General features: G+C 42.5%; 20 protein-coding genes. All 20 read left to right on the top strand.

Translation table 11 applies throughout. The features are described from left to right. Nucleotides 1-187 precede the first annotated feature (187 nt). The 20 genes from cdaA (at nucleotide 188) to MKY99_RS26960 (ending at nucleotide 24,003) form a co-directional block, all read left to right on the top strand. On the top strand, nucleotides 188-1,018 hold the full coding sequence (cdaA, locus tag MKY99_RS27055; RefSeq protein ID WP_042192076.1) for a diadenylate cyclase CdaA: 831 nt from the start codon (nucleotides 188-190) through the stop codon (nucleotides 1,016-1,018). Continuing rightward, nucleotides 1,011-2,468, top strand: a complete 1,458-nt coding sequence (locus tag MKY99_RS27050; RefSeq protein WP_339267363.1) for a CdaR family protein — start codon at nucleotides 1,011-1,013, stop codon at nucleotides 2,466-2,468. Before cdaA ends, MKY99_RS27050 begins: the two co-directional genes overlap by 8 nt. A gap of 111 nt (nucleotides 2,469-2,579) precedes the next feature. Next, nucleotides 2,580-3,920, top strand: coding sequence for a phosphoglucosamine mutase (gene glmM, locus MKY99_RS27045; RefSeq protein WP_042192071.1), 1,341 nt, complete (start codon nucleotides 2,580-2,582; stop codon nucleotides 3,918-3,920). Nucleotides 3,921-4,558: 638 nt separating this feature from the next. Further along, nucleotides 4,559-6,391, top strand: a complete 1,833-nt coding sequence (gene glmS, locus MKY99_RS27040; protein ID WP_042192067.1) for a glutamine--fructose-6-phosphate transaminase (isomerizing) — start codon at nucleotides 4,559-4,561, stop codon at nucleotides 6,389-6,391. Nucleotides 6,392-6,529: 138 nt separating this feature from the next. Beyond that, on the top strand, nucleotides 6,530-6,760 hold the full coding sequence (locus MKY99_RS27035; protein ID WP_339267361.1) for a hypothetical protein: 231 nt from the start codon (nucleotides 6,530-6,532) through the stop codon (nucleotides 6,758-6,760). Between the two features lie 521 nt (nucleotides 6,761-7,281). Next, nucleotides 7,282-7,836 (top strand): RICIN domain-containing protein, encoded by a 555-nt coding sequence (locus tag MKY99_RS27030; RefSeq protein ID WP_339267359.1) that lies wholly within the window; start codon nucleotides 7,282-7,284, stop codon nucleotides 7,834-7,836. Nucleotides 7,837-8,248: 412 nt separating this feature from the next. Continuing rightward, complete coding sequence (locus MKY99_RS27025) at nucleotides 8,249-9,034, top strand: helix-turn-helix domain-containing protein (protein WP_339267357.1); 786 nt, start codon at nucleotides 8,249-8,251, stop codon at nucleotides 9,032-9,034. Nucleotides 9,035-9,058: 24 nt separating this feature from the next. Further along, nucleotides 9,059-10,234 carry an MFS transporter gene (locus tag MKY99_RS27020; RefSeq protein WP_339267355.1) on the top strand — a complete coding sequence of 392 codons (1,176 nt, stop codon included), beginning with the start codon at nucleotides 9,059-9,061 and terminating at the stop codon, nucleotides 10,232-10,234. 264 nt (nucleotides 10,235-10,498) lie between these two features. After that, entirely contained in the window at nucleotides 10,499-10,870 is a 372-nt protein-coding gene (locus tag MKY99_RS27015) for an iron chaperone (RefSeq protein WP_339267353.1), read from the top strand. Between the two features lie 295 nt (nucleotides 10,871-11,165). Further along, nucleotides 11,166-12,917: a sensor histidine kinase gene (locus MKY99_RS27010; protein WP_339267351.1), complete on the top strand. Its 1,752-nt coding sequence runs from the start codon at nucleotides 11,166-11,168 to the stop codon at nucleotides 12,915-12,917. Continuing rightward, a complete protein-coding gene (locus MKY99_RS27005) occupies nucleotides 12,914-13,717 on the top strand; it encodes a response regulator (protein WP_339267349.1) in 804 nt (267 codons plus the stop codon). The genes MKY99_RS27010 and MKY99_RS27005 overlap by 4 nt, the downstream gene beginning before the upstream one ends. A gap of 66 nt (nucleotides 13,718-13,783) precedes the next feature. Beyond that, nucleotides 13,784-15,040 (top strand): extracellular solute-binding protein, encoded by a 1,257-nt coding sequence (locus MKY99_RS27000; protein WP_339267347.1) that lies wholly within the window; start codon nucleotides 13,784-13,786, stop codon nucleotides 15,038-15,040. A gap of 202 nt (nucleotides 15,041-15,242) precedes the next feature. After that, nucleotides 15,243-16,649: a carbohydrate ABC transporter substrate-binding protein gene (locus MKY99_RS26995; RefSeq protein WP_339267345.1), complete on the top strand. Its 1,407-nt coding sequence runs from the start codon at nucleotides 15,243-15,245 to the stop codon at nucleotides 16,647-16,649. Nucleotides 16,650-16,711: 62 nt separating this feature from the next. Continuing rightward, a complete protein-coding gene (locus MKY99_RS26990; RefSeq protein WP_339267342.1) occupies nucleotides 16,712-17,698 on the top strand; it encodes a sugar ABC transporter permease in 987 nt (328 codons plus the stop codon). After that, nucleotides 17,688-18,542: a carbohydrate ABC transporter permease gene (locus MKY99_RS26985; protein WP_339267340.1), complete on the top strand. Its 855-nt coding sequence runs from the start codon at nucleotides 17,688-17,690 to the stop codon at nucleotides 18,540-18,542. Before MKY99_RS26990 ends, MKY99_RS26985 begins: the two co-directional genes overlap by 11 nt. 196 nt (nucleotides 18,543-18,738) lie before the next feature. Continuing rightward, a complete protein-coding gene (locus MKY99_RS26980; RefSeq protein WP_339267339.1) occupies nucleotides 18,739-19,704 on the top strand; it encodes a glycoside hydrolase family 43 protein in 966 nt (321 codons plus the stop codon). A gap of 147 nt (nucleotides 19,705-19,851) precedes the next feature. Next, complete coding sequence (locus MKY99_RS26975; RefSeq protein ID WP_339267337.1) at nucleotides 19,852-20,892, top strand: DUF5677 domain-containing protein; 1,041 nt, start codon at nucleotides 19,852-19,854, stop codon at nucleotides 20,890-20,892. Nucleotides 20,893-21,558: 666 nt separating this feature from the next. Beyond that, nucleotides 21,559-22,341 carry an SHOCT domain-containing protein gene (locus tag MKY99_RS26970; RefSeq protein WP_339267335.1) on the top strand — a complete coding sequence of 261 codons (783 nt, stop codon included), beginning with the start codon at nucleotides 21,559-21,561 and terminating at the stop codon, nucleotides 22,339-22,341. A 181-nt stretch (nucleotides 22,342-22,522) separates the two neighbouring features. After that, complete coding sequence (locus MKY99_RS26965; protein ID WP_339267333.1) at nucleotides 22,523-22,759, top strand: hypothetical protein; 237 nt, start codon at nucleotides 22,523-22,525, stop codon at nucleotides 22,757-22,759. Between the two features lie 338 nt (nucleotides 22,760-23,097). Continuing rightward, on the top strand, nucleotides 23,098-24,003 hold the full coding sequence (locus tag MKY99_RS26960; RefSeq protein WP_339267331.1) for an NAD(P)/FAD-dependent oxidoreductase: 906 nt from the start codon (nucleotides 23,098-23,100) through the stop codon (nucleotides 24,001-24,003). Nucleotides 24,004-24,075 lie beyond the last annotated feature (72 nt).

The following is a 24,075-nucleotide window of genomic DNA, read 5'->3' as shown; positions in this document are numbered from 1 at the left end:
TATTATTTTGCGCCTCTTTTTCCGGAAAGATGGCGCTTTTTTGTTGCCTAAATTTAGAAAAATTAGAAAATGGGTGAGGGGCTAAACTTGCAACTGGAGCCCGAACGTTATAACCTAGATATTGATACAGATCTAACAGACATTTTACATAAACCCAGCTAATATGAAATGACGGGGGTTTTAGGCAATGAGTTATTTTACAGACTTAACATGGAAAGATTCCATTAAAGATATTATTGATATACTGATCGTCAGCTACATTATTTATAAAGTGCTTAATATGGTCCGCGGAACTCGAGCGATTCAGCTGCTGAAGGGGATTCTGGTCCTGGTTTTGATTTGGGCTGTGAGTACCATGCTAGACCTCTATACGCTCAAATGGCTAATGAATCAAATGTTCACATTCGGGGTGCTGGCGGTCTTTATCATCTTTCAGCCGGAACTACGAAGGGGACTGGAGCAGCTTGGACGAGGTAAATTTTTCGGACGGGCTGGGGAAAGTGATGAAGAACTCAGTAAATTAATTGGCGAAGTGATTAAAGCCGTAAATTATTTATCACATAGAAAAATAGGGGCATTAATCGTATTCGAGCGAGAGACAGGCCTTAATGAATATACGGAATCGGGTATCGCCATGCGTTCTTTAGTCAGCTCTGAGTTGCTGATTAACATCTTTATACCTAACACCCCTCTGCATGACGGAGCCCTTATTATGCAGGGGAATCAGATCGCCGCAGCTGCATGTTATTTACCTTTGTCCGAGAACCCTTTTATTAGCAAGGAACTGGGGACAAGACATCGCGCGGCTATCGGGATTAGTGAGGTTGCGGACTCTGTGTCTGTCATTGTCTCGGAGGAGACAGGACAGATTTCTCTGGCCATCAATGGTCAAATTGTAAGGGACATTAAGGAAGAATCAATGATTTCGAAGCTCCATCAAGAGCTGAGTGTAAGTTCATCGCTGAAGGAGAAAGGTTCAACTTTCTGGAAACGGAAGGGGGACAAAAATCATGGATAAGTGGATGAACAATAACAATTTCAATAAGATTCTAGCCCTTGCATTTGGGATCATACTGTTTACTATGGTTCGTATCGACACTGCGCCTGTTGGACAGACCACGGTCGATACTAAATCGAAGATTATTGAGAATGTAAAGATCGAAGAGATCGGTCTAGATAAAGATAAATTTGTACTGGAATACAAGGATGTAGATAGTGTGAGTATGGAGGTTAAGGGGAAGAACTCGGATATCTCTTTTCAGTTCTCGGACGACTATAAAGTGACCCTTGATCTAAGTAAGGTTGAGCCTGGAGATAATACGTTGCCACTCTCATATTCATTACCTAGAGGTGTAACTCTTGTCAGAATGACTCCTAAAGAGGTCAACGTACATGTAGAGCTGCGAAATACAAAATCTTTTCCCATAACATTGGTTACCAAGGGAGAACCAGCAGCGGGGTATCAATTAGGTACCCCAGTTTTGCAGCCTACGGATACTGTTGAGGTTACGCTGCCAGATAATGAGTTAAGCAAAGTGGTGAAGGTACAAGGCACTATTGAGCTAAATGGCGAGAACGAAACCTTTAAAGAGAAGAAATTGAAGCTGCATGCTTATGATAATGAAGGAAAAGAAGTGAAGGATGCCGTCATTGAGCCGGCTACCGTTTCGGTGGAATTGCCAATTACCTTGCCTTTTAAGAGCTTACCGCTGGATATCGGCTTTACCGGACAACTTCCGGGTTCTCTCGTCTTATCAAATGTAACGCCTGAGCTGGAATCAGTCGTGGTATATGGTCAAGCCAATGCGTTAGCTACATTATCTACCTATGAAGCAAGTGTCGATCTTAGCGCTATAGATTCTGCAGGAACGAAGCAGCTGAAGGTAGAACTGAAACCTCCGGCAGGAACTGAGAAAGTAATGCCTGAAACCGTGAACGTTTCATTAACGATCTCAGAAATTGCTGAACGGACGGTTGAAGCGGTACCCATCAAGTTACAGGGTGTCGGTGATGAGTTTGAAGGAAGTATTGTTAATCCAACAAGTAAGGATATAGCCCTTACCTTAACAGGTGCACCTACTTTGCTAAATCAACTAAATAAAGACGATATAGGTGTTGTGGCTGATGTGACTGGCCTGACTGCCGGGACTCACGAGGTTTCTTTACGGGTATCACTGCCTAAATTCATCGCACTGGCTAATTCAAGTGTGCCTCTTACGGTAACTGTACAGTTGCTGTCACCTGCAACGCCGGTGCCTACGCCTCATCCAGACACGGGTAGTGTAACTACTCCTGAGCCAAGCTCTGAACCTGTTATAGGCGATGAGGAGGCCACTGAGAAGCCTACCCATAGCGGAGAAGTTGGAGCTACAGCGACGCCTGTCCCCACGGATAGCAGTCCAGAGAATAATGGCACAGCTAACACAAGTACGAATTCCGAGAATCCTGTAGGTACAGGGGGAACGTAACCTTTTATTGAAATACGTCTTTTAGGATATGTCCCAAAGGTACACCAAAATAGTATTCAAATCATAGGATAGAACATTAAGCTAATGTAGCGTATTCAAAGGAGAAAAATAATGGGGAAGTATTTTGGAACTGACGGTGTGCGGGGAGTAGCAAACCGTGAATTAACTGCAGAAATGGCTTATAGCATTGGTCGCTGTGGAGGATATGTACTAGCGGGTAACGTGCATAAACCAAAGGTTGTCATTGGGATGGATACACGTATTTCCGGACCTTTGCTCGAATCGGCTCTTATTGCTGGTTTGCTGTCTATTGGGGCAGATGTAATCCGTATAGGTGTAGTGAGTACACCTGCTGTTGCCTATATTACGAGATTATTAAAGGCAGATGCAGGGGTCATGATTTCGGCATCACATAATCCGGTTGAAGATAATGGCATTAAGTTCTTTGGCGGAGATGGTTTCAAGCTTACGGATGAAACTGAGCTGCGTATTGAAGAACTAATGGATGCTGAAGTTGATGAATTGCCTCGTCCTATCGGCTCTGGTTTAGGTATGGTTACGGTTGATAATGACGCCAAGTACCTCTATCTGGAGTATTTGAAGACAACCATTTCTCAAGATTTCAAGGGAATTAAGGTTGTACTCGACTGTGCTCATGGCGCAGCGTATGAACTTGCACCAAGATTGTTCAGAGAGCTGGGCGCTGAGGTTATTTCTATTGGTGCTGAGCCTGATGGATTGAATATTAATGCTGGATTTGGTTCGACACATCCAGAGACTTTGCGTGAGGAAGTATTACGTCATGGAGCGGATTTGGGACTTGCTTTTGACGGAGATGCTGACCGATTGATTGCGATCGACAATAAAGGCGATGAAGTGGACGGAGACTTTATTCTCTGTATTTGTGGGGACGCAATGAATCGTGCTGGTAAGTTGAAGGATAGCACAATCGTATCAACGGTTATGAGTAATATCGGATTCTACAAGGCTACCGAGAAATTATCCCTGAACACTGCTAAAACAGCTGTAGGCGACCGGTATGTGATGGAAGAAATGCGCCGTGGTGGTTTTAATCTAGGTGGAGAACAGTCTGGACATGTTATCTTCCTTGATTATAATACAACAGGTGATGGTATTCTGACGGCTATCCAACTGGTAGATACGCTTAAAGCTTCTGGTAAGCAACTTAGCGAGGTTAAGAGCATGATGACGAAATACCCGCAGGTGCTGGTCAATGTTCGTGTACAAGATAAGACCAATTATCCTAACAACCAGGCTATCGAAGCAGCTATCGCTGAAGTAGAAGGCAAGCTAGGCGACAATGGCCGTGTGCTTGTACGTCCATCGGGTACGGAGTCTCTAATACGTGTCATGGCAGAAGGCCCTGATAAGGCAGATCTAGATCTTTATGTGAATCAAATTGTAGAAGTTGTTCAACGCGAATTGGTATAATTCATTACCATACCTATATAGCCGGTGTAGAGAGCGAGAACGATTCGGACTCGTTACACCGGTGTTTATTATTTTTGGATGGATCGTCTGAACAGGGATTTGTGAAATTTAGGTTGGTGCAGCATTGCCAAAGTAATGTAAGGTGCATATAATAGATTAAGTGTCATTCTAGAAGGAAAGCGGGGATTGTGAGGTTTGCAATAGCAAGCGCCAGAGCTTGGTCGAGCGCGGGGGAGAAGGGAAAGCTGCTACATGGTTATGTAGACAAGGCTTGAACGGATCACGGCAGACGTAAGCTGACGAGGTGGAGGTGTTCGAAATGTTCGGCGGGGACCTCCCGGTGATGCACCAGAGCCGTAAATGGAGACGGAAAATGGAAGGGCGACCTTTCACACAACGTTTTCATGGGTGCATAAGAAAAATAAAATTCATGTGTGCGCGCATCGTAAAGAAACACGTTGGTTCTGCCACGGCAGAGAAGAAGGCTGTGCATTTCATGAACATAAGATGTAAGTGACAGTTTATTTTGTTGATCCAAAAATACAACAGAATATTTGCTTTTTCTCAAAAACATGCCGCACGGCACGTTTCTTTCCTTATGCCGCCACATTACGATAACTCGGACGGGGGAAATAATAATGTGTGGTATTGTAGGATATATTGGTAATCAGAATTCGCAGGGGATCTTGGTTGAAGGATTGAAGAAGCTGGAGTATCGGGGATATGATTCTGCTGGTATTGCTGTATTCACTGGGGAAGGACTGCAAGTAGTGAAAGCACAAGGCCGTTTGGCGAATCTGCAGTCGAAGCTGGAAGGCAGCCCACTGGCAGGTAGCGCAGGTATCGGACACACACGCTGGGCAACTCACGGTAAACCATCCGATGAGAATTCCCATCCACATACGGATAACAGCATGAAGTTCTCGGTCGTTCATAACGGTATTGTCGAAAACTATCTGGATCTGAAAGAAGAGCTGATCGCTGGCGGATGCCACTTTGTCTCCGAAACAGATACAGAAGTTATTTCACACCTGATTGCTCGCGAATATGATGGAGATATCGTGAAAGCTGTGCAAAAAGCGATTACCTTCATGCGCGGTGCTTTTGCATTAGGCGTCCTGACTGAATATGAACCAGATAAATTGGTGGCTGTGCGTCAAGCAAGCCCGCTCATTATCGGTCTTGGCGAAGGAGAAAACTTTATCGGGTCAGATATTCCTGCACTGCTTGAATATACCCGTAACGTATATATTTTGAACGACGGCGAAATGGCAGTCTTGACAAGAGATGCTGTCGAACTGATGACGATTGAAGGAAACTTTATTTCTCGGGAAATGATTACTGTCGATTGGGATGCAGTTACCGCAGAAAAAGGCGGCTACGAGCATTTCATGTTGAAAGAAATCCACGAGCAGCCTAAGGCTTACCGCGACACTATGCGTGGTCGTATTAATGCTGAAGGCAACAAGGTTGTTTTGCCAGAGTTGAACATCACAGAAGAACAAATCAAGAACATCCGTAACATCCAAGTTGTTGCTTGCGGAACGGCATACAACGCTGGTGTGGTAGGACGTACTATGATCGAATCTTTGGTTCGTATTCCAGTAGAGAATGACATTGCTTCGGAATATCGTTACCGTTCACCAATCGTGACCCCGGAAACTTTGGTTATCGTTGTCAGCCAATCCGGTGAGACTGCAGATACATTGGCAGCTCTTCGTGAAGCGCAAGCTAACGGTGCACATGTTCTGGCAATCACAAACGTAGTGGGCAGCTCTATTGCTCGCGAAGCGAATGATGTGTTGGTAACCTTGGCAGGTCCAGAAATTGCAGTAGCCTCGACCAAAGCCTACACTTCACAATTGGTCGCTTTCGGATTGTTTGCTCTTTACTTGGCTGAAGTTCGCGGTACACAAACTGAAGCTCAAGTGGCTAAGATTCTAGCAGCTATGCAAGCTCTACCAGAACAAGTGGAAGAGATCCTGGCTCAAAAAGAAGCGATCAAAGGTTATGCAGAACAAATTTCTGAGCACAAGAACCTGTTCTTCATCGGCCGCGGCGTAGACTATGCAGTTGCTCAAGAAGGTTCCTTGAAGCTAAAAGAAATTTCTTATATTCACTCCGAAGCTTATGCTGCAGGTGAATTGAAACACGGTACATTGGCTCTGATTGAGGAAGGCGTTCCGGTTATTGCCCTGGCAACTCAGGAAGCTGTGCTTGAGAAGACCGTCAGCAACATCAAAGAAGTGAAAGCTCGCGGCGCAGACGTGCTTGCGATCACTCACCAAGAGCATTTGACTGACCTGCTTAGATCAGTGGATCAAGTGTTTGTAATTCCTAAGACATTACCAATGCTCACAGCAGCGTTGTCCGTAGTACCTCTGCAATTATTGTCTTATTATGCTTCTCTTGCGCTGGGTCATGATGTGGATAAACCACGTAACTTGGCGAAGAGTGTTACTGTGGAGTAGGAATTGTTGGGAATGATGATGTAATGTCTGGTGAAAAAAAGTTAGGAACCAGTAAATAAAGTTTAGAACCGCTAAAGTCAGTCCCGATGATGCTCATGATATCATCGGGATTTTTCTATATAGGGAGTTATTAAACTATTGGAGATAGAATTAAAAAAGGGTGAATTTAAGCCAGCCTTAGATATTTTATTGGAAATAAATAATAAACCTAGCTTGGATTTATATTGGTTGTTATATGGTGAGAAACAAACAACGAGACAGAAAAATAACGCTGAAGGGAAATTTAATATAAAAGAAACTGACATGATTGAGAATTTTGATAAGCTGAATTTAGATGATCAGGACGAAATAATTGAATTTTTTAAATGAAAGTAAGCCGTTACATATAGATAGGAATAAAGTTTTTGATTAGTGAATAAGAGGATTAGACTAACTGCAGTCGCCACAAGGGCTCAAGCAAGTGCTATTCCGTTAAGGAGAAGTGACTCACCGGAGCAAAATCAAAATCCTCGACTCGACAACCTTGCCGTCATTGCAACTCAGCTCCAGCGCCGCCAGCGGATACATTCCGACATGTACCATTTCAACATTGTTCTCTAGCTTAACATGTTAACCTAGAGGATTTAAATTGACATCTATTTTGTAAACAATGTATAATTAAGGAATATTTACCTATATTTTAATTAATTTCTTCTAGATCTATTTCTATGAACCTCATTGCGAGCGCTCGCCTTCAAACAATAGAAATAGAACCCCATCATGAGATTTGATGAAACGGGTATTAATTACTTCTTAACAAAGGAGGCGACATTCTAATCTTCTATAATGGCAGTTTGATTGGGAGAAGTTGAAATCTGACTAAATGAAAATTAAAGGAGTGGACTTATCTTATGAAACGGTTATTCAAGAGTAAATGGTTGATAGCAATTCTGGCACTTGTATTTATTGGATCCGCAGCACCTGCTGTATTTACTCAGACGACGCATGCTGCCGGCACGCCGAACCCTCATGTCATTATAAATGTAAATAGCAATAAAACATTGGGAGTCAGTGGATGGGATAAACAAGCGGATGGGGCGCTTATCATACAATGGAACTTTAATTGGAATTCCATTGTTAATGATCAAAAATGGTATTTCGAAGCTCTAGGAGATGGCTATTATCACATCAGAAACGTAGAAAGCGGAGATTTACTGGAAGTCAGCGAATCGTCTACATCCGATGGTGCTAATGTGATTCAATGGCCGGATAATGGAGGATGGAACCAACAATGGAAAGTTGTTCCAACAAATCAAGATAGAGGTGACTCGTCGTATATTATCAACCGAGGCAGCGGCAAGTATTTGGACATGTCGGGACAATCGACATCCGATGGAGGACAGGCTGTCCAGTGGGATTTTAATGGCGGCGCCAATCAGCGCTGGTTCATTCCGCCTGCATCGTAACACATATGAAGCTAATGCCGCGCCGTTTCTACACTTAGAAACGGCGTGGTTTTTTAGATAGAGAAATTCAAGTTGACACATAAATGCAATCACTAGCGTTGCATAGTTCTAGATTGACGTTGCTTCATAAGCTATAGGGAAGGATAGATTAATAAATACCGAGAGGATGCCGTGATAAGTGGCATCCTTTTGTTTCGCCAAAGGACAGTTTGGCTATAGCTAGTGCTACAATTGGCATGAGGGAAATTTCTTGAATAAGTGAGTTGTTAAAATGAGCAAAACGAAAGTAATGGCATACTTCAGCAATTTTAGGGAGGATATTCCATTAAATTATAAAAGCATTCTCATCCTTGACTTTCCCCTGCACGGGAAACTGTATACTCACATTATGTTATAGATTGGAGAGGATATTTTGTTCAAAATCAGTGTATTTTCCAGGCTAAGCAAAGTCTCCTTAAAAACACTGCGCTATTATGACCAGATTGGCATACTAAAGCCGAGAAAGGTGGATCACGATACTTGCTATCGTTACTATTCCGCAGATCAGCTACTAGAGCTCAACCGAATCTTAATCTATAAGGAATTGGGTTTTACATTGCCCCAAATTAAACAGCTGCTCCAGGAAGATATTACATTGGAGAATATTCAAGGGATGTTTAAGCTGAAAAGAAGCGAAATACAGCAAATCATCGATACGGAACAAGCCAAACTCGTCAGGATTGAGGAGCGTATGCAGCTTATAGAAAAAGAGGGGCAATTCGAAACGGGTCAAGAAATCAGAGTCAAAGCAGAGGGTGCTCAATTGTTTCTTTATCAGAAAGCATGCGGGAAAGAAGAGGACATTCCGGATTTGCTTCGTCAATTAATTCAAGGTCCTCAGGTTGTTTTGTGGAAAGAAGTCGAAGGAAAAGAGGATGAGTTTGAGTTTGAAGTCGGGTATTTTTTAACTTGTGAGCTGCGATCATTTCCAGAACCATTTCAGCTACGGACTCTTCCTCCTGAACCGATGATGGCAACAATGGCTTTCCACTCAAATTCTAATTTTGAATGTGCGGCCTGTGTTCATTTAGCGAAATGGATTGAGAAAAATAACTATCAAATCAAGGAAAACGAATCGGGTAGGGAACTATATTTACCGTTATCTCCAGAACGAGATGCACAATTCATAGAAATACAAATTCCCATTATAAATAGATAACTGAAGAAGGTGGAGTGGGGGAAATTGAAAAATAAACGGATCATTTATATTCTGGCACTGGCTGTTTTTCTGATTGGAACCATTGAATATATTATTACGGGAGTTATTGAGATGATCGCTGTGGACTTGGGAGTATCTACTTCAGAAGTTGGATTATTGGTGACTGTGTTTGCTCTCTCCGCAGCCATTGTCACTCCGGTTTTGATTGCATTAACGATCAATGCAGATCGCAAGAAACTACTAATGACCACCCTTGGTGTGTTTATTGCCAGCAACGGACTTATGTTTGTAGATCTTGCTTATGAAACAGTACTATGGATACGTATTATCCAAGGGGCTAGCGGAGGAATCGCTACTGTTGTAGCCATGGCAATAGCGACACGACTCGTTGAAAGAGAAAAAAGGGGCAATGCCATCGGTATCATTTTGATGGGGCTTAGCAGTTCGCTAGTGCTCGGTGTTCCTGTGGGCACATTTTTTAGTGAGATGTTTGGATGGAGAGTGCTATTTGTTTTAATTGGATTATTAAGTGTTCTTCCATTACTTATCATCTATAAAAAGGTTCCGGCAATCAAAGAAGAAGAAAAGGTTACCCTCAGAATGCAGCTCTCTATTTTACGAAATCCAACCATTCTGATGGCCTTGACTATTACGTTATTTTATGTCGGCGGCTATTCTACACTGTTTACTTATATTACTCCTTTCTTGCAAGCCACGTCCTCTCTTTCCATGACCGAAATTAGCGGTGTTCTGTTCCTGGCGGGCATTTGCAGCTTTGTCGGATCAAGGCTGGGCGGACAATTGGCAGATGCAAAAGGAGCGAAATTCACCATTTGTCTCGGACTCCTGTTACAAGGGGCAACTCTTCTTTTATTCGCTCTAGCCGGTGTCAATCTCTTGGTATTAATCTTGGTTTTAATGATTTTTATGTTAGCAACGTGGAGTATTTCCCCGGCCCAGCAACTATATCTGGTTACTCTGGCACCTAGAAATCCGGACATTGCCCTTAGTGTAAATACTTCGTTCATCCAATTTGGTTTTGCACTGGGATCTGGATTAGGCGGGCTAGTCATCAGTCGTACAACTGTCCTATATTTGAATTGGTTGGGCTTTGCCGCTGTAAGCATAGCTTTACTTCTTGCCATCTTACTATTTAAAAAAATGAGCAGTAGGACTGGAACTCCTATTGTTACTAGATAAATACGAAATGGACTGAACTAGGGTGAAACTAAAATGATATTCCGTCTTATTGAAGTGAGACAATCATGTATTCCTCATCTCTTAGAGTGAGCAATGATGTTTCTATTTTCCACCCTAAATGTTGTATAAGACAGTATAACTCTTAAGTCATAACGTTATAAAAAGTTGCACCCTATCACCCCGTTGGATATGATTATCTAACGGGGTGTTTTTTTTGTAACTACGCCTGGACAAAAGGCGATTCTGAGGTTAGGAGTGATCGACATGGAGGTTTTTGCAGACTATTTAGCGCAAATTGATAACCCAAAGCATCGGGAGCGAATGGAAGAGGTGTTGGCTTGGGTAACTAAGAAATTCACAGATTTAAAACCAAAAATTGCGTGGAATCAGCCTATGTTCACTGATCACGACACCTATATTATTGGCTTTAGCGTATCCAAACAACATATGGCTGTTGCGCCTGAAATCGCAGGGATTAATCATTTCTCTGATGCAATTGTACAGGCAGGCTATGATCACACCAAGCAGTTGTTACGGATCCGGTGGGATAGCCCGGTTGATTTCTCATTACTTGAGGAAATGATCGAGTTTAACATTATGGATAAGGCAGATTGTTCAACTTTTTGGCGAAAATAAAAAATTAGTTAGCCTCGATGATGAATACATCATCGGGATTTTTTTAATTAGGAGTAAGACACTCCTACATAAAAGGTTGCTAGAAATGGAGCTAATGACCTCGCCTGTCGGTATGGGGGGCGAAAATATTAGTTCTTTTTGTCGAATCCATAATTCTTTCTTAGCGGATCATTAGCAAACATGCTAATATAATGACTGAAAAGGTTGAAAGCCCTTACTTTTTTACGCATAGGGGCGATCATCTCATGTTCACATGATAAAGAGGGGAAGAGACTGCATGCGGCGGATACTGTCGATGTTAAAGTTAAATACGCTGCGAAATCAAATGTTGCTCGGTTTCCTCGCCGTCATGCTCATCATTCTGACGTTCGTTGGAGGGATTACGTTCCATTCAGTCTCGACGCTACTCAAGAATAATGCGGAGAAGCATATTCAGCAAACCGCGATTCAGGCTAACGGCCGTTTGGAAAGCGTTCTCGAACAGATTAATTCTCTGACGACGCTGGTCTCGACTAACGATTATATCCAGCAACTTCTTTTACGCGATATAGAGGGTCATCCCGCTACCTTTACGGAACGGCAAGCACTGCCATCTATTATCAATCTGGTCCAAATCTACACGGACGGCATCAAATCTGTTGAGCTTTATAATAAAGACGGAGTGAGGCTGTATCCTCTCGACGGCAGCACCCTTAGAGATAAGGTACCCGAAGATTGGATCGAAATGGCGACGAGAAAGGAAGGTAGTCTCGTTTGGTTCGGTATTGATCCGCTCGATCCTACATCGCTTGTGGCGATTCGACAGATCAGCCTTATTGATCGGCATTTCACAACTGGAGGCTATTTACTCATTCGCTCAGACCGAGACAAGTTTGCACTTAAAGACTCTTTATCCGGGGAAGGGGACGGAGAAACAGTATTACTCCTCGCTCCTGATGGGCAGTTTATTACGTCTAACGATGACAGTATTTCACAAAAGACAGCAGCAAAGCTGGTGGAGGAATCTGACGATCAGAATGTTTCCATCGGCAAACGGTCCTTTATCGTTGTCAAACAGCGGTCTTCCGTGACAGGATGGACGCTACTCATCTTAACCCCGGTTAACGTCATCACCAAGGGGATTTCGGTCTTGCGGACGACCATTGTCGTATCGGCCTTGATGGGTACCTTACTGTTCACCTTGCTTTCGTTTTTCCTGTCTATACTTATTACCAGGCCTGTGTTCAGGTTGATCAAAGCTATGAGAAGTACCCGTCTAGGCATCCTGAAGCCTATCGAAAACGTATCGTCCACTATGGAAATCCAGGAACTGAATTATTCCTATAACAAAATGGTTGATAATATCAACGAGCTGATCCAGTTAGTTTATGAGAAGGAGTTATCCCGGAGTCATACGGAGTTGAAGGCACTTCAAGCGCAGATTAATCCGCATTTTTTGTTCAATACCCTAGATGTTCTGTACTGGTCACTGTTGGATAGGGATGAAGATCAACTGGCAGAGTATGTTGTTGCCATGTCTGATTTATTCCGCTATACGATCACCGGCTCGAGTAAAGGGGGATGGGTGAAGTTACAGGATGAGCTGGAGCATGTAAAGCGATATTTGCTTATTATGAAGATGCGATTTGAAGATCGCTTGGAGTGGGAAATTGAGGCTCCTTTTGAATTTTCGAATGTGGAGTTACCCCGACTGTTGCTGCAGCCCCTTGTAGAGAATGCCGTATTGCATGGGGTCGAGAGCAAGATTGAACCGGGATGGATAAAGCTAACGGTTGCTGGAGATGAAGAATGGGTCACCATTACGGTGGAAGATGACGGGATGGGAATGGACGAGGAGATGCTGCGCTCTCTTGTGGAAGGGCTGGATAGCGGAAAGGTATCTTCTTCAAAAGATTCCGGTGTCGGAATCGCTAATGTGCATAGAAGGCTTCAACTATTTTTTTCGAGAGAGAATGAGCAGGGTGCGGCAATGACCATCGATAGCCAAAAAGGTCAAGGCACCCGTATAAACATCAAAATTCCTGTTCGAGGAGACAAAATGCCATGAGAAGCCGAACAATTCTTATTGTCGACGATGAACCGAGATCTAGAGAAGGAATGAAGAAAATACTAGAGGTGTGGGCAGCCGGTCATTATGAAATCCTTACGGCAAGTAATGGGATCTCGGCTATTGGAATTTTGGAGGAAATACCGGTGGAGCTCATGATATCGGATATCCGCATGCCGGGAATCAGTGGTCTTTCTTTAGTTAGCCAAATAAGGGATAAAAAAATACAGCGTCAGCCATCCGTTATTCTCATCTCCGGTCATGCCGAGTTCGAGTATGCTCAGCAAGCGATTCAGTTGTCCGTAGTTGAATATTTGCTCAAGCCAGCCAGTCGGGAAAAGCTAATCGCGTCTGTGGAGAATGCCCTGAAGGCAGGGGAGGAGCAGGAACATATCGGCTTCATGCGGAAGATGGCTGATCCACAATTAATGGCCATAAGAGATGAAGATGCCGCATTAAGCGATCCGGTCCGTCAGGCGATAGACTATGTGGAAATGCATATAGAAGAGGCGATCAGCCTGCAGGAAGTAGCCGGACTTGTTCATCTGAACGGGAGCTATTTCAGTTCTCTTTTCAAGGAGCAATGCCAAATGAATTTCAGCGAATATGTCGCCCGTAGAAAATTGCAGAAAGCGAAGGAATTACTGTTGAAAACGAATCTGCCTATAGCGGAAATTGCCAGCCTTACGGGTTACCAGACGGTTAAATATTTCAACAAGCTGTTCAAGGAATACGAAAGAATGAGTCCAGGGCAGTATCGTTCTTCCATGAGGAATGGTATAGAAGCGAACATCCAATGACGGCTCGGCAAGGGGGGAATATCTACGAAGAGGATCGGATTATCCATCACCCTTTTCTTAACATTGTTGTTGATAACAACAGCTTGCAATGGGGATAAGGGGAATAGCAGCAAGAGCGACGGCGAGAAAATCACTTTAAAAATGATGCATCTATGGCCGGATAGCAATAACTCCGCGCAAAACAAAATGGTAAAAGAAATCATCAGAGAATTTGAAGAAGCTAATCCGAATATCACCATCAAGACAGAAGTTCTTGAAAATGAGCAGTATAAAAGCAAACTGAAGGTACTTGCCGCTTCCAACGATCTACCGGACATCGGATTCACATGGGCAGCAGGCTTTATGGATCCTTATGTTAGGGGAGATAAATTTGCAGCCGTGGACGATCTTTTACAGGATGAGTTGAAAGGAAAATTCGTAGCTGGTACGACGGAGGGGTACTCCTTTGATGGGAAGACGTATGCCCTTCCTGTCGAACTAAATATAGTTCCGGTCTACTATAATAAAGAAATATTTTCAGAATTTAATCTGCAGCCGCCCCAAACCTTGGATGATCTCAAAGCGATCATTCGAACACTGAATAACAATGGCATAACACCGGTTACTCTTGGAGGCAAGGACGGTTGGCCGGCTTCCTTCTGGTACATGTATCTAGCTGATCGTATTGGGGGACCTAACCTGATGGATAAAGCTGTTGCGGATCAGGACTTCACAGATCCTTCCTTGCTAGAGGCTGCAAGACAAGTGCAAGAGTTGGTAAACCTGAACACATTCATTAAAGGTTACAACGGATTATCCAATGATGAAGCCAAGGTACAGTTCATGAACGGAAAGTCAGCCATGTTCGTTACTGGGACTTGGGAGCTGCCAGATTTCACGACCACAACAAATATAGCCCAAGAATTTAAAGTCAACATCGGTTATTTCAAGTTCCCGACAGTTGAAGGCGGCAAAGGCAACGTGGATGATTGGGTCGGTGGTCCGGGCACTGGACTATTCGTTTCCAAAAATTCTAAGCATCCTCTGGAGGCCAAAGAATTCGTCAGCTTTTTCGTTCAAAAGTGGGGAGAGCATTCTGTTGTCAATGCAGGCGTAATCCCGGCTACCAAAGTAGATACTGCGGCCATCAAGCTACCGCAAATGTTCATTGATCTATTAAACGAGTTAAATAAGGCTAATAAAGTAACTCTTTATCTGGATACACAAATGAAGCCAGTCGCATCTACTATACACATGAATCAGATTCAGGCATTGTTTGGTGAAGCCGTCACACCAGAAGAATTCATCAAGAAACAGGATGATGCGCTAAAAGCGGATAAGTAATGATCAGAAATATAAACAGATCATGGAGACACCAAGGGAAAGATCCCTTGATGTCTCTTTTTTTGCGCTCTATAGAACTGAATCTAAAAATAGTGGAAGTTTTCCTAAAGAGGGTGTCCTTATGCTTAAGGATTGCAGGCTCTATAATTATGTATGCGGTTACAAAAAACCGAAGTAATAATACAAAAGGGGAGGCAAAGATATGAAAAGTATGAAACGTAGTTTAGTGGGGATCTCTACATTGCTCGTGATGTCATCCGCTCTCGCAGCATGTGGTGGGAACTCAAATTCCAACTCATCTAGCCCAAGTTCAGCGCCTGCACCAGCAGCCAATACTACCGAAGCTCCAGCAAAAGGAACAGGTGAGAAAGTCACTATCAATCTTTGGAGCTTTACGGACGAAATTCCTAACATGACTAAGAAGTATATGGAACTCCATCCCGACGCAAATGTAGAGTTCAAAACTACAGTTATCGCAACCACTGACGGAGCTTATCAGCCTGCTCTTGATCAGGCTCTGACAGCTGGAGGCAAAGATGCCCCTGACATTTTTGCAGCTGAATCAGCATTCGTGCTCAAGTATACACAAGGCGACGCCTCAAGCTATGCAGCTAACTATTCTGATATAGGCCTTGATGACCAAATGGTTAAGGACGCTGGCATCGCCCAATACTCGGTTGACATCGGTAGTCTAGACGGTAAATTGAAAGCCCTCGGCTATCAAGCAACTGGCGGCGCTTTTATCTATCGCCGCTCCATTGCGAAGGAAGTTTTTGGAACAGATGATCCAGCCACCATCAAAAATGAAATTGGACCAGGCTGGGATAAATTCTACGATGCAGCTGCGAAGCTGAAAGCTAAAGGATACGGCATCGTTTCCGGTGACGGAGATATCTGGCATCCAATCGAGAACAGCTCGGACAAGGGCTGGATTGTTGATGGTAAGCTTCATATCGATCCGAAGCGTGAAGAGTTCCTAGATCTCTCTAAAAAGCTGAAAGACAATGGCTATCATAACGATACGACAGACTGGACGGAAGCATGGTATGCGGATATGTCCGGTACCGGCGCCCAACCGATCTTTGGTTTCTTCGGTCCTGCTTGGCTCATCAACTACGTGATGAACGGTCAAGTAAAAGAAACGAATGGCGACTGGGCTGTTTCCGAACCACCAACAGGCTTCTTCTGGGGTGGCACTTGGCTGCTTGCCAACAAAGACGTCACCAAGGACGATGCCAAGAAACAGGCTGTTGCGGACTTTGTGAAGTGGGTTACACTCGACACCTCCGAAACGGGACTCCAATATTACTGGGCTAACGGTACCATGAAGGAAGGCGAGCAAGGTACCAAGGACAGCGTTGCATCCTCTGTTGTTATGTCGAAGTCAAACGGTGAAGTTCCACTGCTCGGTGGTCAGAACATGTTCGACGTATTTGTACCGGCCAATGCAAACGCTTCAGGTAAGAACTTGACCCAGTACGACGAAACAATCAACAAGCTCTGGCGTGATCAAGTACGTGAATACACTGCGGGTAACAAGGACCGTGCCAAAGCGATCGAAACCTTTAAGCAACAAGTCAAAGACCAACTTGGCATTGAAAGCGAATAAGAAGGATTCGGAGGGGCGGGGGAGTAATCCCGCCCCTTCATATCAACTAAAGAGGTGAGAGCATGCGCCGCAAAAATGTAAACTATTCGAAATACGGTTATATTTTTACCTTCCCGTTTGTCCTTGCATTTCTGATTTTCTCACTGTATCCCATTTTATATACCGCAGTCATTGGATTCACCGATATGAAAGGAATAATACCCAAACCAATCCATATTCTTGATAATCCTTTTCAAAACTTCAAAGATCTTCTCTTTGATAATCCCTCGTTCCGGAAGTCTTTGTTCAATACTGGATTACTCTGGATTACTAACTTCGTTCCCCAGATGCTTCTCGCGCTCTTGCTAACGGCATGGTTCACGAATAAGCGTCTCAACATAAAGGGGCAAGGCTTGTTCAAGATTCTGCTGTATATGCCTAATATCATCACTGCTAGTACGATTGCCGTGTTGTTCAGCACTTTATTCGCCTATCCGATGGGTCCTGTAAACAGTTTGTTTCAAATGTTGGGATGGACAGACGCTCCAGTCTTCTTCCTGCAGGATAAGACGACAGCACGGGGCATTGTCGCGTTCATCCAGTTCTGGATGTGGTACGGCAATACCATGATCGTCCTGATCGCTGGCGTTATGGGTATAAATCCTGCGCTCTTCGAGTCCGCATCGATTGACGGGGCCAACGGGTTTCAAACCTTCTTCCGCATCACACTGCCGAGTCTGCGTACGATATTGCTGTTCACATTGATTACATCGATGGTGGGTGGTTTGACCATGTTCGATATTCCGCAATTATTCCTTGCAGGCGGACCGGACGATTCTACGCTTACCACGTCCATGTTTATCTATGGGCAAGCATTCAAGGGCAGCTATATGTACAATCGTGCTGCAGCAGCGAGCATGATCATGTTCTTGATTTCGGCGATATTGGCTGGAATCCTGTTCTATGTGATGCGTGACCGCGATGCGTCAAGACTTAAAAAAATAGAAAAGCAAAAGTATAGAAAAGCTGCTATAGCAGCCCGTGAGGGAGGCGTAACACATGGCAAATAATCAGAAAAGCGGAACCGTTAACCGAAAGATAAATAAGACGATTATCTATGTGGTTTGCATCTCTTTGGCGGTACTCAGTATTCTGCCGTTTTGGATCATGTTTGTAAATGCCACGCGCTCTACACCGGAAATCCAAAGTGGTCTTTCACTGCTTCCTTCGAGCCACATGATGAGCAATCTGCGAGTATTGCTCGATAAGAGCTTTGATCCGCTTCAAGGGTTCATGAATTCATTCATTATCGCCAGTTCTGCAACCCTCTGCACAGTCTATTTCTCGTCCTTGGCGGCCTATGGGCTCGTAACCTACAGCTGGAAGCTACGGGGGCCATTCTTTACCTTTATCATGTGCGTGATGATGATTCCTTCCCAGGCAAGCGCTATCGGATTCTATCAGTTCATGTATAAGTTACATTGGACCAACAATTTTCTTCCGCTGATTCTACCAGCGATTGCTGCACCGGCGGTAGTGTTCTTTATGCGCCAATACCTTCTTGCAACTCTGTCGATAGAGATCGTGGAAGCTGCGCGCGTAGATGGATCTGGAGAGTTCTTTACATTCAACCGGATCATCTTACCGCTGATGATGCCAGCAGTAGCAACACAAGCTATCTTTGCCTTCGTAGCCAATTGGAACAACCTGTTCATGCCGCTGATATTACTAACGCAGAAGGAGAAATACACCATGCCGATCATGGTAAGCTTGCTCCGAGGTGATATCTACAAGATGGAGTTCGGCTCGATTTATATGGGATTAGCATTGACAGCTTTACCGCTGTTTGTGGTTTACTTCCTGTTATCCAGATACATTATTGCGGGCGTAGCGCTCGGAGGCGTCAAAGAATAACCCCGGCAAGCCGGCTTCGAATAATACAGCCCCATGGAACGAATCAATTCCAATCTAGGCCTGTTGATTAGCTAAATTAGTCTACTCATGTTCTGATATTTCTCGCAGAAACGGAACCGTCCCTATAAGGACGGTAAAATCCATTTCTGCTTGGCTAATCAACAGGCGTAATCTCAATCAGGAGGAGAGTCCTATTATGGCAACAAAAAATGAACCGTTAGTTACCCATCTCTATACAGCCGATCCCTCCGCTCATGTATTTGAGGGCAAGCTGTATATTTACCCATCCCATGATATTGACCATGATGGACCTACGAATGATAATGGTGACCAATATGCGATGGAGGATTATCATGTGTTTTCCTTGGAAGATCCTACATCGCCCTGTGTAGATCACGGAGAGGCGCTTCATCTTCGGGATGTGCCTTGGGCTTCGAAGCAAATGTGGGCGCCCGATGCCGCGTACCGGCAGGGGACATATTATTTGTTTTTCCCGGCCCGGGACATGGAGGGTATTTTCCGTATCGGAGTGGCTACGTCAACTTCTCCGTCTGGTCCTTTCCAGGCTCAAGAAAGCTATATCGAAGGGAGCTTCAGCATCGATCCCGCCGTATTCGTGGACGAGGATGAAAGAGCCTACATGTATTTTGGCGGCTTATGGGGCGGACAATTAGAAAAGTGGCAAGACGGTATTTTTCAACAAGATGCGGTAGAAAAGGGCTCAGAGGAACCGGCTTACGGTCCTTGGGTGGGCGAGCTGAGTGAAGACATGCTGTCATTCAAATCTGACCCTCAGGAGATCTCCATTATTGATGAAGAAGGGAACTCAATCCTTGCGGGTGATGAAGACAGGAGATACTTCGAGGGTCCATGGATGCACAAGTATAAAGGGAAATACTATCTCTCGTACTCTACTGGCACAACCCATAAGATCGTCTACGCGGTGAGTGATAAGCCTTGCGGACCTTTTGTTTTTCAAGGAACGATCCTGAATCCAGTCGTTGGCTGGACGACTCATCATTCTATCGTGGAATTTAACGAGAAATGGTATTTGTTCTATCATGACGCATCGCTGTCTGGCGGCGTGGACCATAAACGCAGTATGAAATTTACGGAGCTCCATTATGAAGAAGACGGCAGAATCCGGACGGTAGAGCTCTGATTGGACGGATAGTAATCAATTTAAATGGAAAGTAAAACGAAATAGGATTTGAAAAAGCAGCGGAAGACAAATCACTTAATGAGTGATTTGTCTTCTTTAATTACAAAACTCAGCACCTAATATTCAATATTTTGGAAGGTTAATGGAATGATAGGAACGAATTTATACACATTAGTTCCTTATGATGTGCTGGATCATGCAGAAAATAAAGATTTGATTGTTGAAACACCTACTTCAGATGTACCCGCAGAAAGGAAATTCAAAATGCAATTAAAAAACAAAAAGACAAGACGAATTATTGCACGTACCTTAAAAAAACATTCAAGGGTTTTCGAAGAGTATGATCGGGAGAATAATCTATTTCCTGTGAATCTCAGTGATATTGATTATTTATTGAAAGATATCAAAGATGTAAAGAAAGAGGCTAATGATGAAATAAAACTTAGATTTGACGAGGAAATTCCATTGGCGAGTCTTGGGGTGTTGTTAACTGGGTATTTTTCTTTATCCATACAACAAATGGATTCCTTCGATGAATGTCTAGATACTGAGATAACTCCAAAACCAACTTATGTGATTGGCAATCTTTTAGTACAAATATCAAATCATGCACTTGCAATTATTAATCTAGTGGAGAACGGGCTTGATAATTCAGGAAGAGTAATATTAAGAACTATTGATGAATTGGTGTATCTTACAATTTATTTATGCTCTGATTTAAACCTAATTAAAGTATATAGTGATCTTAGTAATCCAAATGAGGTATGGTATAGACACTTTAGAACTGAAAAGATTAACAAAGCAATATCAAATATTGAAGAGACTTTTGGATTTCCAGATGAATTTATTGCTGAACAAAAAAAACGAAGGAATGATTTTTTTAAATTTTACTCTGAATATACACATAGTTCATTTGGAGCAACTATGGTTGGTTCGTATTCTGGAAGTTTTGATGATGATGAAACAATTTATCCAAACCTATTTGGTAGAGCATCAAAAGCATCTATAGGAACATTACGAAATCTTTGTGATCTTCTTTTTTATTTTAACTTAGCAATTTTTAACTTGCTAAGTTCTAAATATCAAGTAAAGACTTCAGTATCAAATCAATTATGGAGGATAACTACATCTCTTTTAGAATGTTATAAAACGGTTTATCTCGAATATAAGGAAAGGAATTGTACGTAATTCGAGCTAATTATTTAATGTAAGGGGTTTAATAAAGATATTTAAGCGGGAATTGGTAAACAAGCTGATTATGTATTTATATTATCGACGCTCCAAGATCACCATGCAAAATATCTGAGAAAGCTTACTCGGTTGACACATTCAGATAGCAAAGTTTGAGGAGTCATACCTACGCTCGTATATCCGGTTGAATCATGAATGCCAAACGTTATATGGAACTTTTAGGAAGTTTGATTAGTGAGTACGGACAGGTAGTGCAGTGATTATAAGAACAGAAGAGAAGAATGCTATGACAATTATAATTTGTTTGAACCAGGTTCTTGGCTAATATGGTTATTTAATACAGTAATCGATCTTTTAGAATAATACAGTCTAAAATATTTAAGTGTATCAGATTTAGGCTCTAGGCTTGGGGGGATAGCATCCCCATAGCTGAATCAATGAGGAATAGAAATGTGGAAGTAGTTGCGTTTATTTATTGGAGATCGCTATTGAAAAGTCGTAGAATTTTAGTCGGAAATTTGGGGCGAACAAGTTAGCGAGCGAGTCAGGGGATTACCTCTGCGTGGCTAAGTTTACGACTCGGCGCAAAAGGCTCCTTAAACCTCTCGTTTTTGTGGAAATACAATCGGTAGATGAAATTATCAAGATAAGGAGAATTGAAAAATGATTGGATTTGTTTTAACAATAACACTTTTAGTGCTACCCTTTTCCATCCTATTCAAAAAGAAAATATGGAAAGATAGTTTTTTAATAATTCTATGGATTGTACCTGCGCTTACATTTCAAGTGATAGTTTTTATATTGGGGTTAATATTAAATGGTGAATATCTGTTGGCTGTTCCTTGGCGGTTATACTCTATACTATTCTTACTTTCAATAATCATTCTATTGCAATTTATTTATGTAGTTTGCTTCATTTGCATAGACCTAACTAAAATAAGTATCAACAAAAAGTGGAATAGGTTGAGTGTTAGAAAGAGAATAACATATCTGACTATTGTAACAATATTACTAATAGTAGTGCCTCATCTCTTATTTTCTCTTGTTTATTTGATTTCTTATGGGATTTATGACTTTGATCAATTAATGAAGGGTAAACTTGATTATTTCGATTTCTTTTATTTTTCATTTGCAACGTACTATTCTTTACCGCTTAAAAATGGTGGCTATCTGAGCAACATTCAGCAATTATTCTCAGATCAGCATTGGTTAAGATCTGTCCATGTTATACATATAATCGTTTCTAAACTAATGGAGTTTATTTTGATTGGATACTTTGTTTCGAAGACAAATGATGTAATTATGAGTGTTTCTAATAGGAAGTCTAACAAAAAAAATACTTCAATATCTCAAGAAATTAGAGGATTGCATCAACTAAGGGTTAACGGAATTATAACTCCAAAAGAATTTGATGATAAAAAGAAGGACTTGCTCGAGAACTCATAGTTCTAAACTATATTAATATCGTGGCTTTATGGCTGTTGGGCTTGCTTAAGACATTTGAATCTGGGTTAGATTCACAAATCCTGAACCAGACGAAGACGCATAGTAAATCTCACGGGATCGTAATGCGTAACGTTAGATAGACTTATTACTAGATCTTTTAAAAAGAAAGCAGAGGTGTTTTATGAGCAAATACGGAGAAGCGGCTGTGAAAACAGTTCAATACATAAAAGAAAATAAATTAGAAAGTCCCAAAATAGCTTGGGAGATTATTGCTAAAGAGATCTTCGGGGAAGGGACTGCATCACAAAAGAAGGGCTGTCCAAGAACAATGTTTCTAGGATTATGTGAGACAGGAATTGTAACAGGTATACCTGATGGAGCTTATACAACATCACAAAAAACAAAGAATACGGCTTGAAAGCCTTAGAATTTATTAGGAAGAACCCAGATTTAATACAGGATAAGACAACCCTATGGCTAAAAACGATAGGACATGAAAAAAAGGTACATAACTCACAGATGGATGTAGTAATAGAACTTTGGAAGAGTCAAATGATTGAATAATTTAGTGGAAATTTAAAAGAGAGGGGAAGATTGTATGAAATAAACCCTTGCCTTTTAAATGTATTGAAGTTATTATGGATTCGTAAAGTCTATAATAAATGGGTGGGATTTGCTCTTTTTTTGGGAATATTACAGATAACATAAGTCTTTAATATCTTTAATTTTAATTGAAAAGCGAAAGGGAGAATTAGTATGACTCATGATTGTGTAATTATCGGTGGAGGACCGGCAGGTCTAAATGCTGCTCTGGTGCTAGGCAGGGCAAGGAAAAGTGTGGTTGTTATTGATGAAGGACGCGCACGTAATAGGGTTACTCGAGAAACGCATGGCTTTCTTACTAGAGATTCTATAAGTCCAAGCGAATTTAGGAGGATTGCGAAGGAGCAGATTAGTGCCTATCCATCCGTTACTTTTGCGGAAGATACCGCCATATCGATTACGGGAACCGATGGCGATTTTCAAATTACGACGGTTCAAGGTCAGACCTATAAAAGTAAAAAGGTGCTCTTCGCCATAGGGATGAAGGACCTCCCGATGGATATTAAGGGACTCTCAGACGTATATGGTAAAAGCGCCTTTATCTGCCCCTATTGTGATGGATGGGAACTAAGAGATCAGCCTCTTGTCGTAATTGTTAAGGGAGCCGATGCAACGCATATGGCCCAAGTGTTATCTGGTTGGACGAAAAAGATTACCATATGTACTAATGGATCTGATGACTTGACGGATGCACAACGCGAAGAGCTAAATCAACATAACATTCCTGTCTATGACTCACCGATTCAGTCGATCGAATCTGACAATGGCATGGTGCAGCAAGTTGTGTTGAAGGATGGTACTAGCATCGGATGTACGGGGATATTTTTTAGGCCGAAGCTCATGATCGGGTCGGGTTTGCCACAAGCCATTGGTTGTGAACTCACAGAAACAGGAGCAGTCATCATCGATAATCTCGGTAAAACGAACGTTCCAGGCGTTTATAGTGCCGGTGATGCAGCAACACATCTTCATCAAGCCATTATTGCCGCTTCTATGGGCTCCTTAGCTGGGGTCGGCATTAACAACGAACTAAATGAAGAGGAATGGCGTAACATATGATGTTATTGTACAAAATAGTCTAATTCATTTATTCCCTTGAGCTGAATCTTCATCCAGATTAGTATAGAAACT

It is taken from the genome of Paenibacillus sp. FSL R5-0470 (genome assembly GCF_037975205.1).
Classification (GTDB): Bacteria; Bacillota; Bacilli; order Paenibacillales; family Paenibacillaceae; genus Paenibacillus_AQ.
The sequence above is the reverse complement of the archived record's forward strand: the minus strand, read 5'-3'. Positions and strand labels throughout refer to the sequence as shown.

Coding starts and splice junctions, on each gene's coding strand:
- MKY99_RS26965 (WP_339267333.1), top strand. CDS start 22,523: ATGAGCAAATACGGAGAAGCGGCTGTGAAAACAGTTCAATACATAAAA.
- glmM (WP_042192071.1), top strand. CDS start 2,580: ATGGGGAAGTATTTTGGAACTGACGGTGTGCGGGGAGTAGCAAACCGT.
- MKY99_RS26990 (WP_339267342.1), top strand. CDS start 16,712: ATGCGCCGCAAAAATGTAAACTATTCGAAATACGGTTATATTTTTACC.
- MKY99_RS26980 (WP_339267339.1), top strand. CDS start 18,739: ATGGCAACAAAAAATGAACCGTTAGTTACCCATCTCTATACAGCCGAT.
- MKY99_RS26995 (WP_339267345.1), top strand. CDS start 15,243: ATGAAAAGTATGAAACGTAGTTTAGTGGGGATCTCTACATTGCTCGTG.
- MKY99_RS27050 (WP_339267363.1), top strand. CDS start 1,011: ATGGATAAGTGGATGAACAATAACAATTTCAATAAGATTCTAGCCCTT.
- MKY99_RS26960 (WP_339267331.1), top strand. CDS start 23,098: ATGACTCATGATTGTGTAATTATCGGTGGAGGACCGGCAGGTCTAAAT.
- MKY99_RS26970 (WP_339267335.1), top strand. CDS start 21,559: ATGATTGGATTTGTTTTAACAATAACACTTTTAGTGCTACCCTTTTCC.
- cdaA (WP_042192076.1), top strand. CDS start 188: ATGAGTTATTTTACAGACTTAACATGGAAAGATTCCATTAAAGATATT.
- glmS (WP_042192067.1), top strand. CDS start 4,559: ATGTGTGGTATTGTAGGATATATTGGTAATCAGAATTCGCAGGGGATC.
- MKY99_RS26975 (WP_339267337.1), top strand. CDS start 19,852: ATGATAGGAACGAATTTATACACATTAGTTCCTTATGATGTGCTGGAT.
- MKY99_RS27015 (WP_339267353.1), top strand. CDS start 10,499: ATGGAGGTTTTTGCAGACTATTTAGCGCAAATTGATAACCCAAAGCAT.
- MKY99_RS26985 (WP_339267340.1), top strand. CDS start 17,688: ATGGCAAATAATCAGAAAAGCGGAACCGTTAACCGAAAGATAAATAAG.
- MKY99_RS27010 (WP_339267351.1), top strand. CDS start 11,166: ATGTTAAAGTTAAATACGCTGCGAAATCAAATGTTGCTCGGTTTCCTC.
- MKY99_RS27030 (WP_339267359.1), top strand. CDS start 7,282: ATGAAACGGTTATTCAAGAGTAAATGGTTGATAGCAATTCTGGCACTT.
- MKY99_RS27005 (WP_339267349.1), top strand. CDS start 12,914: ATGAGAAGCCGAACAATTCTTATTGTCGACGATGAACCGAGATCTAGA.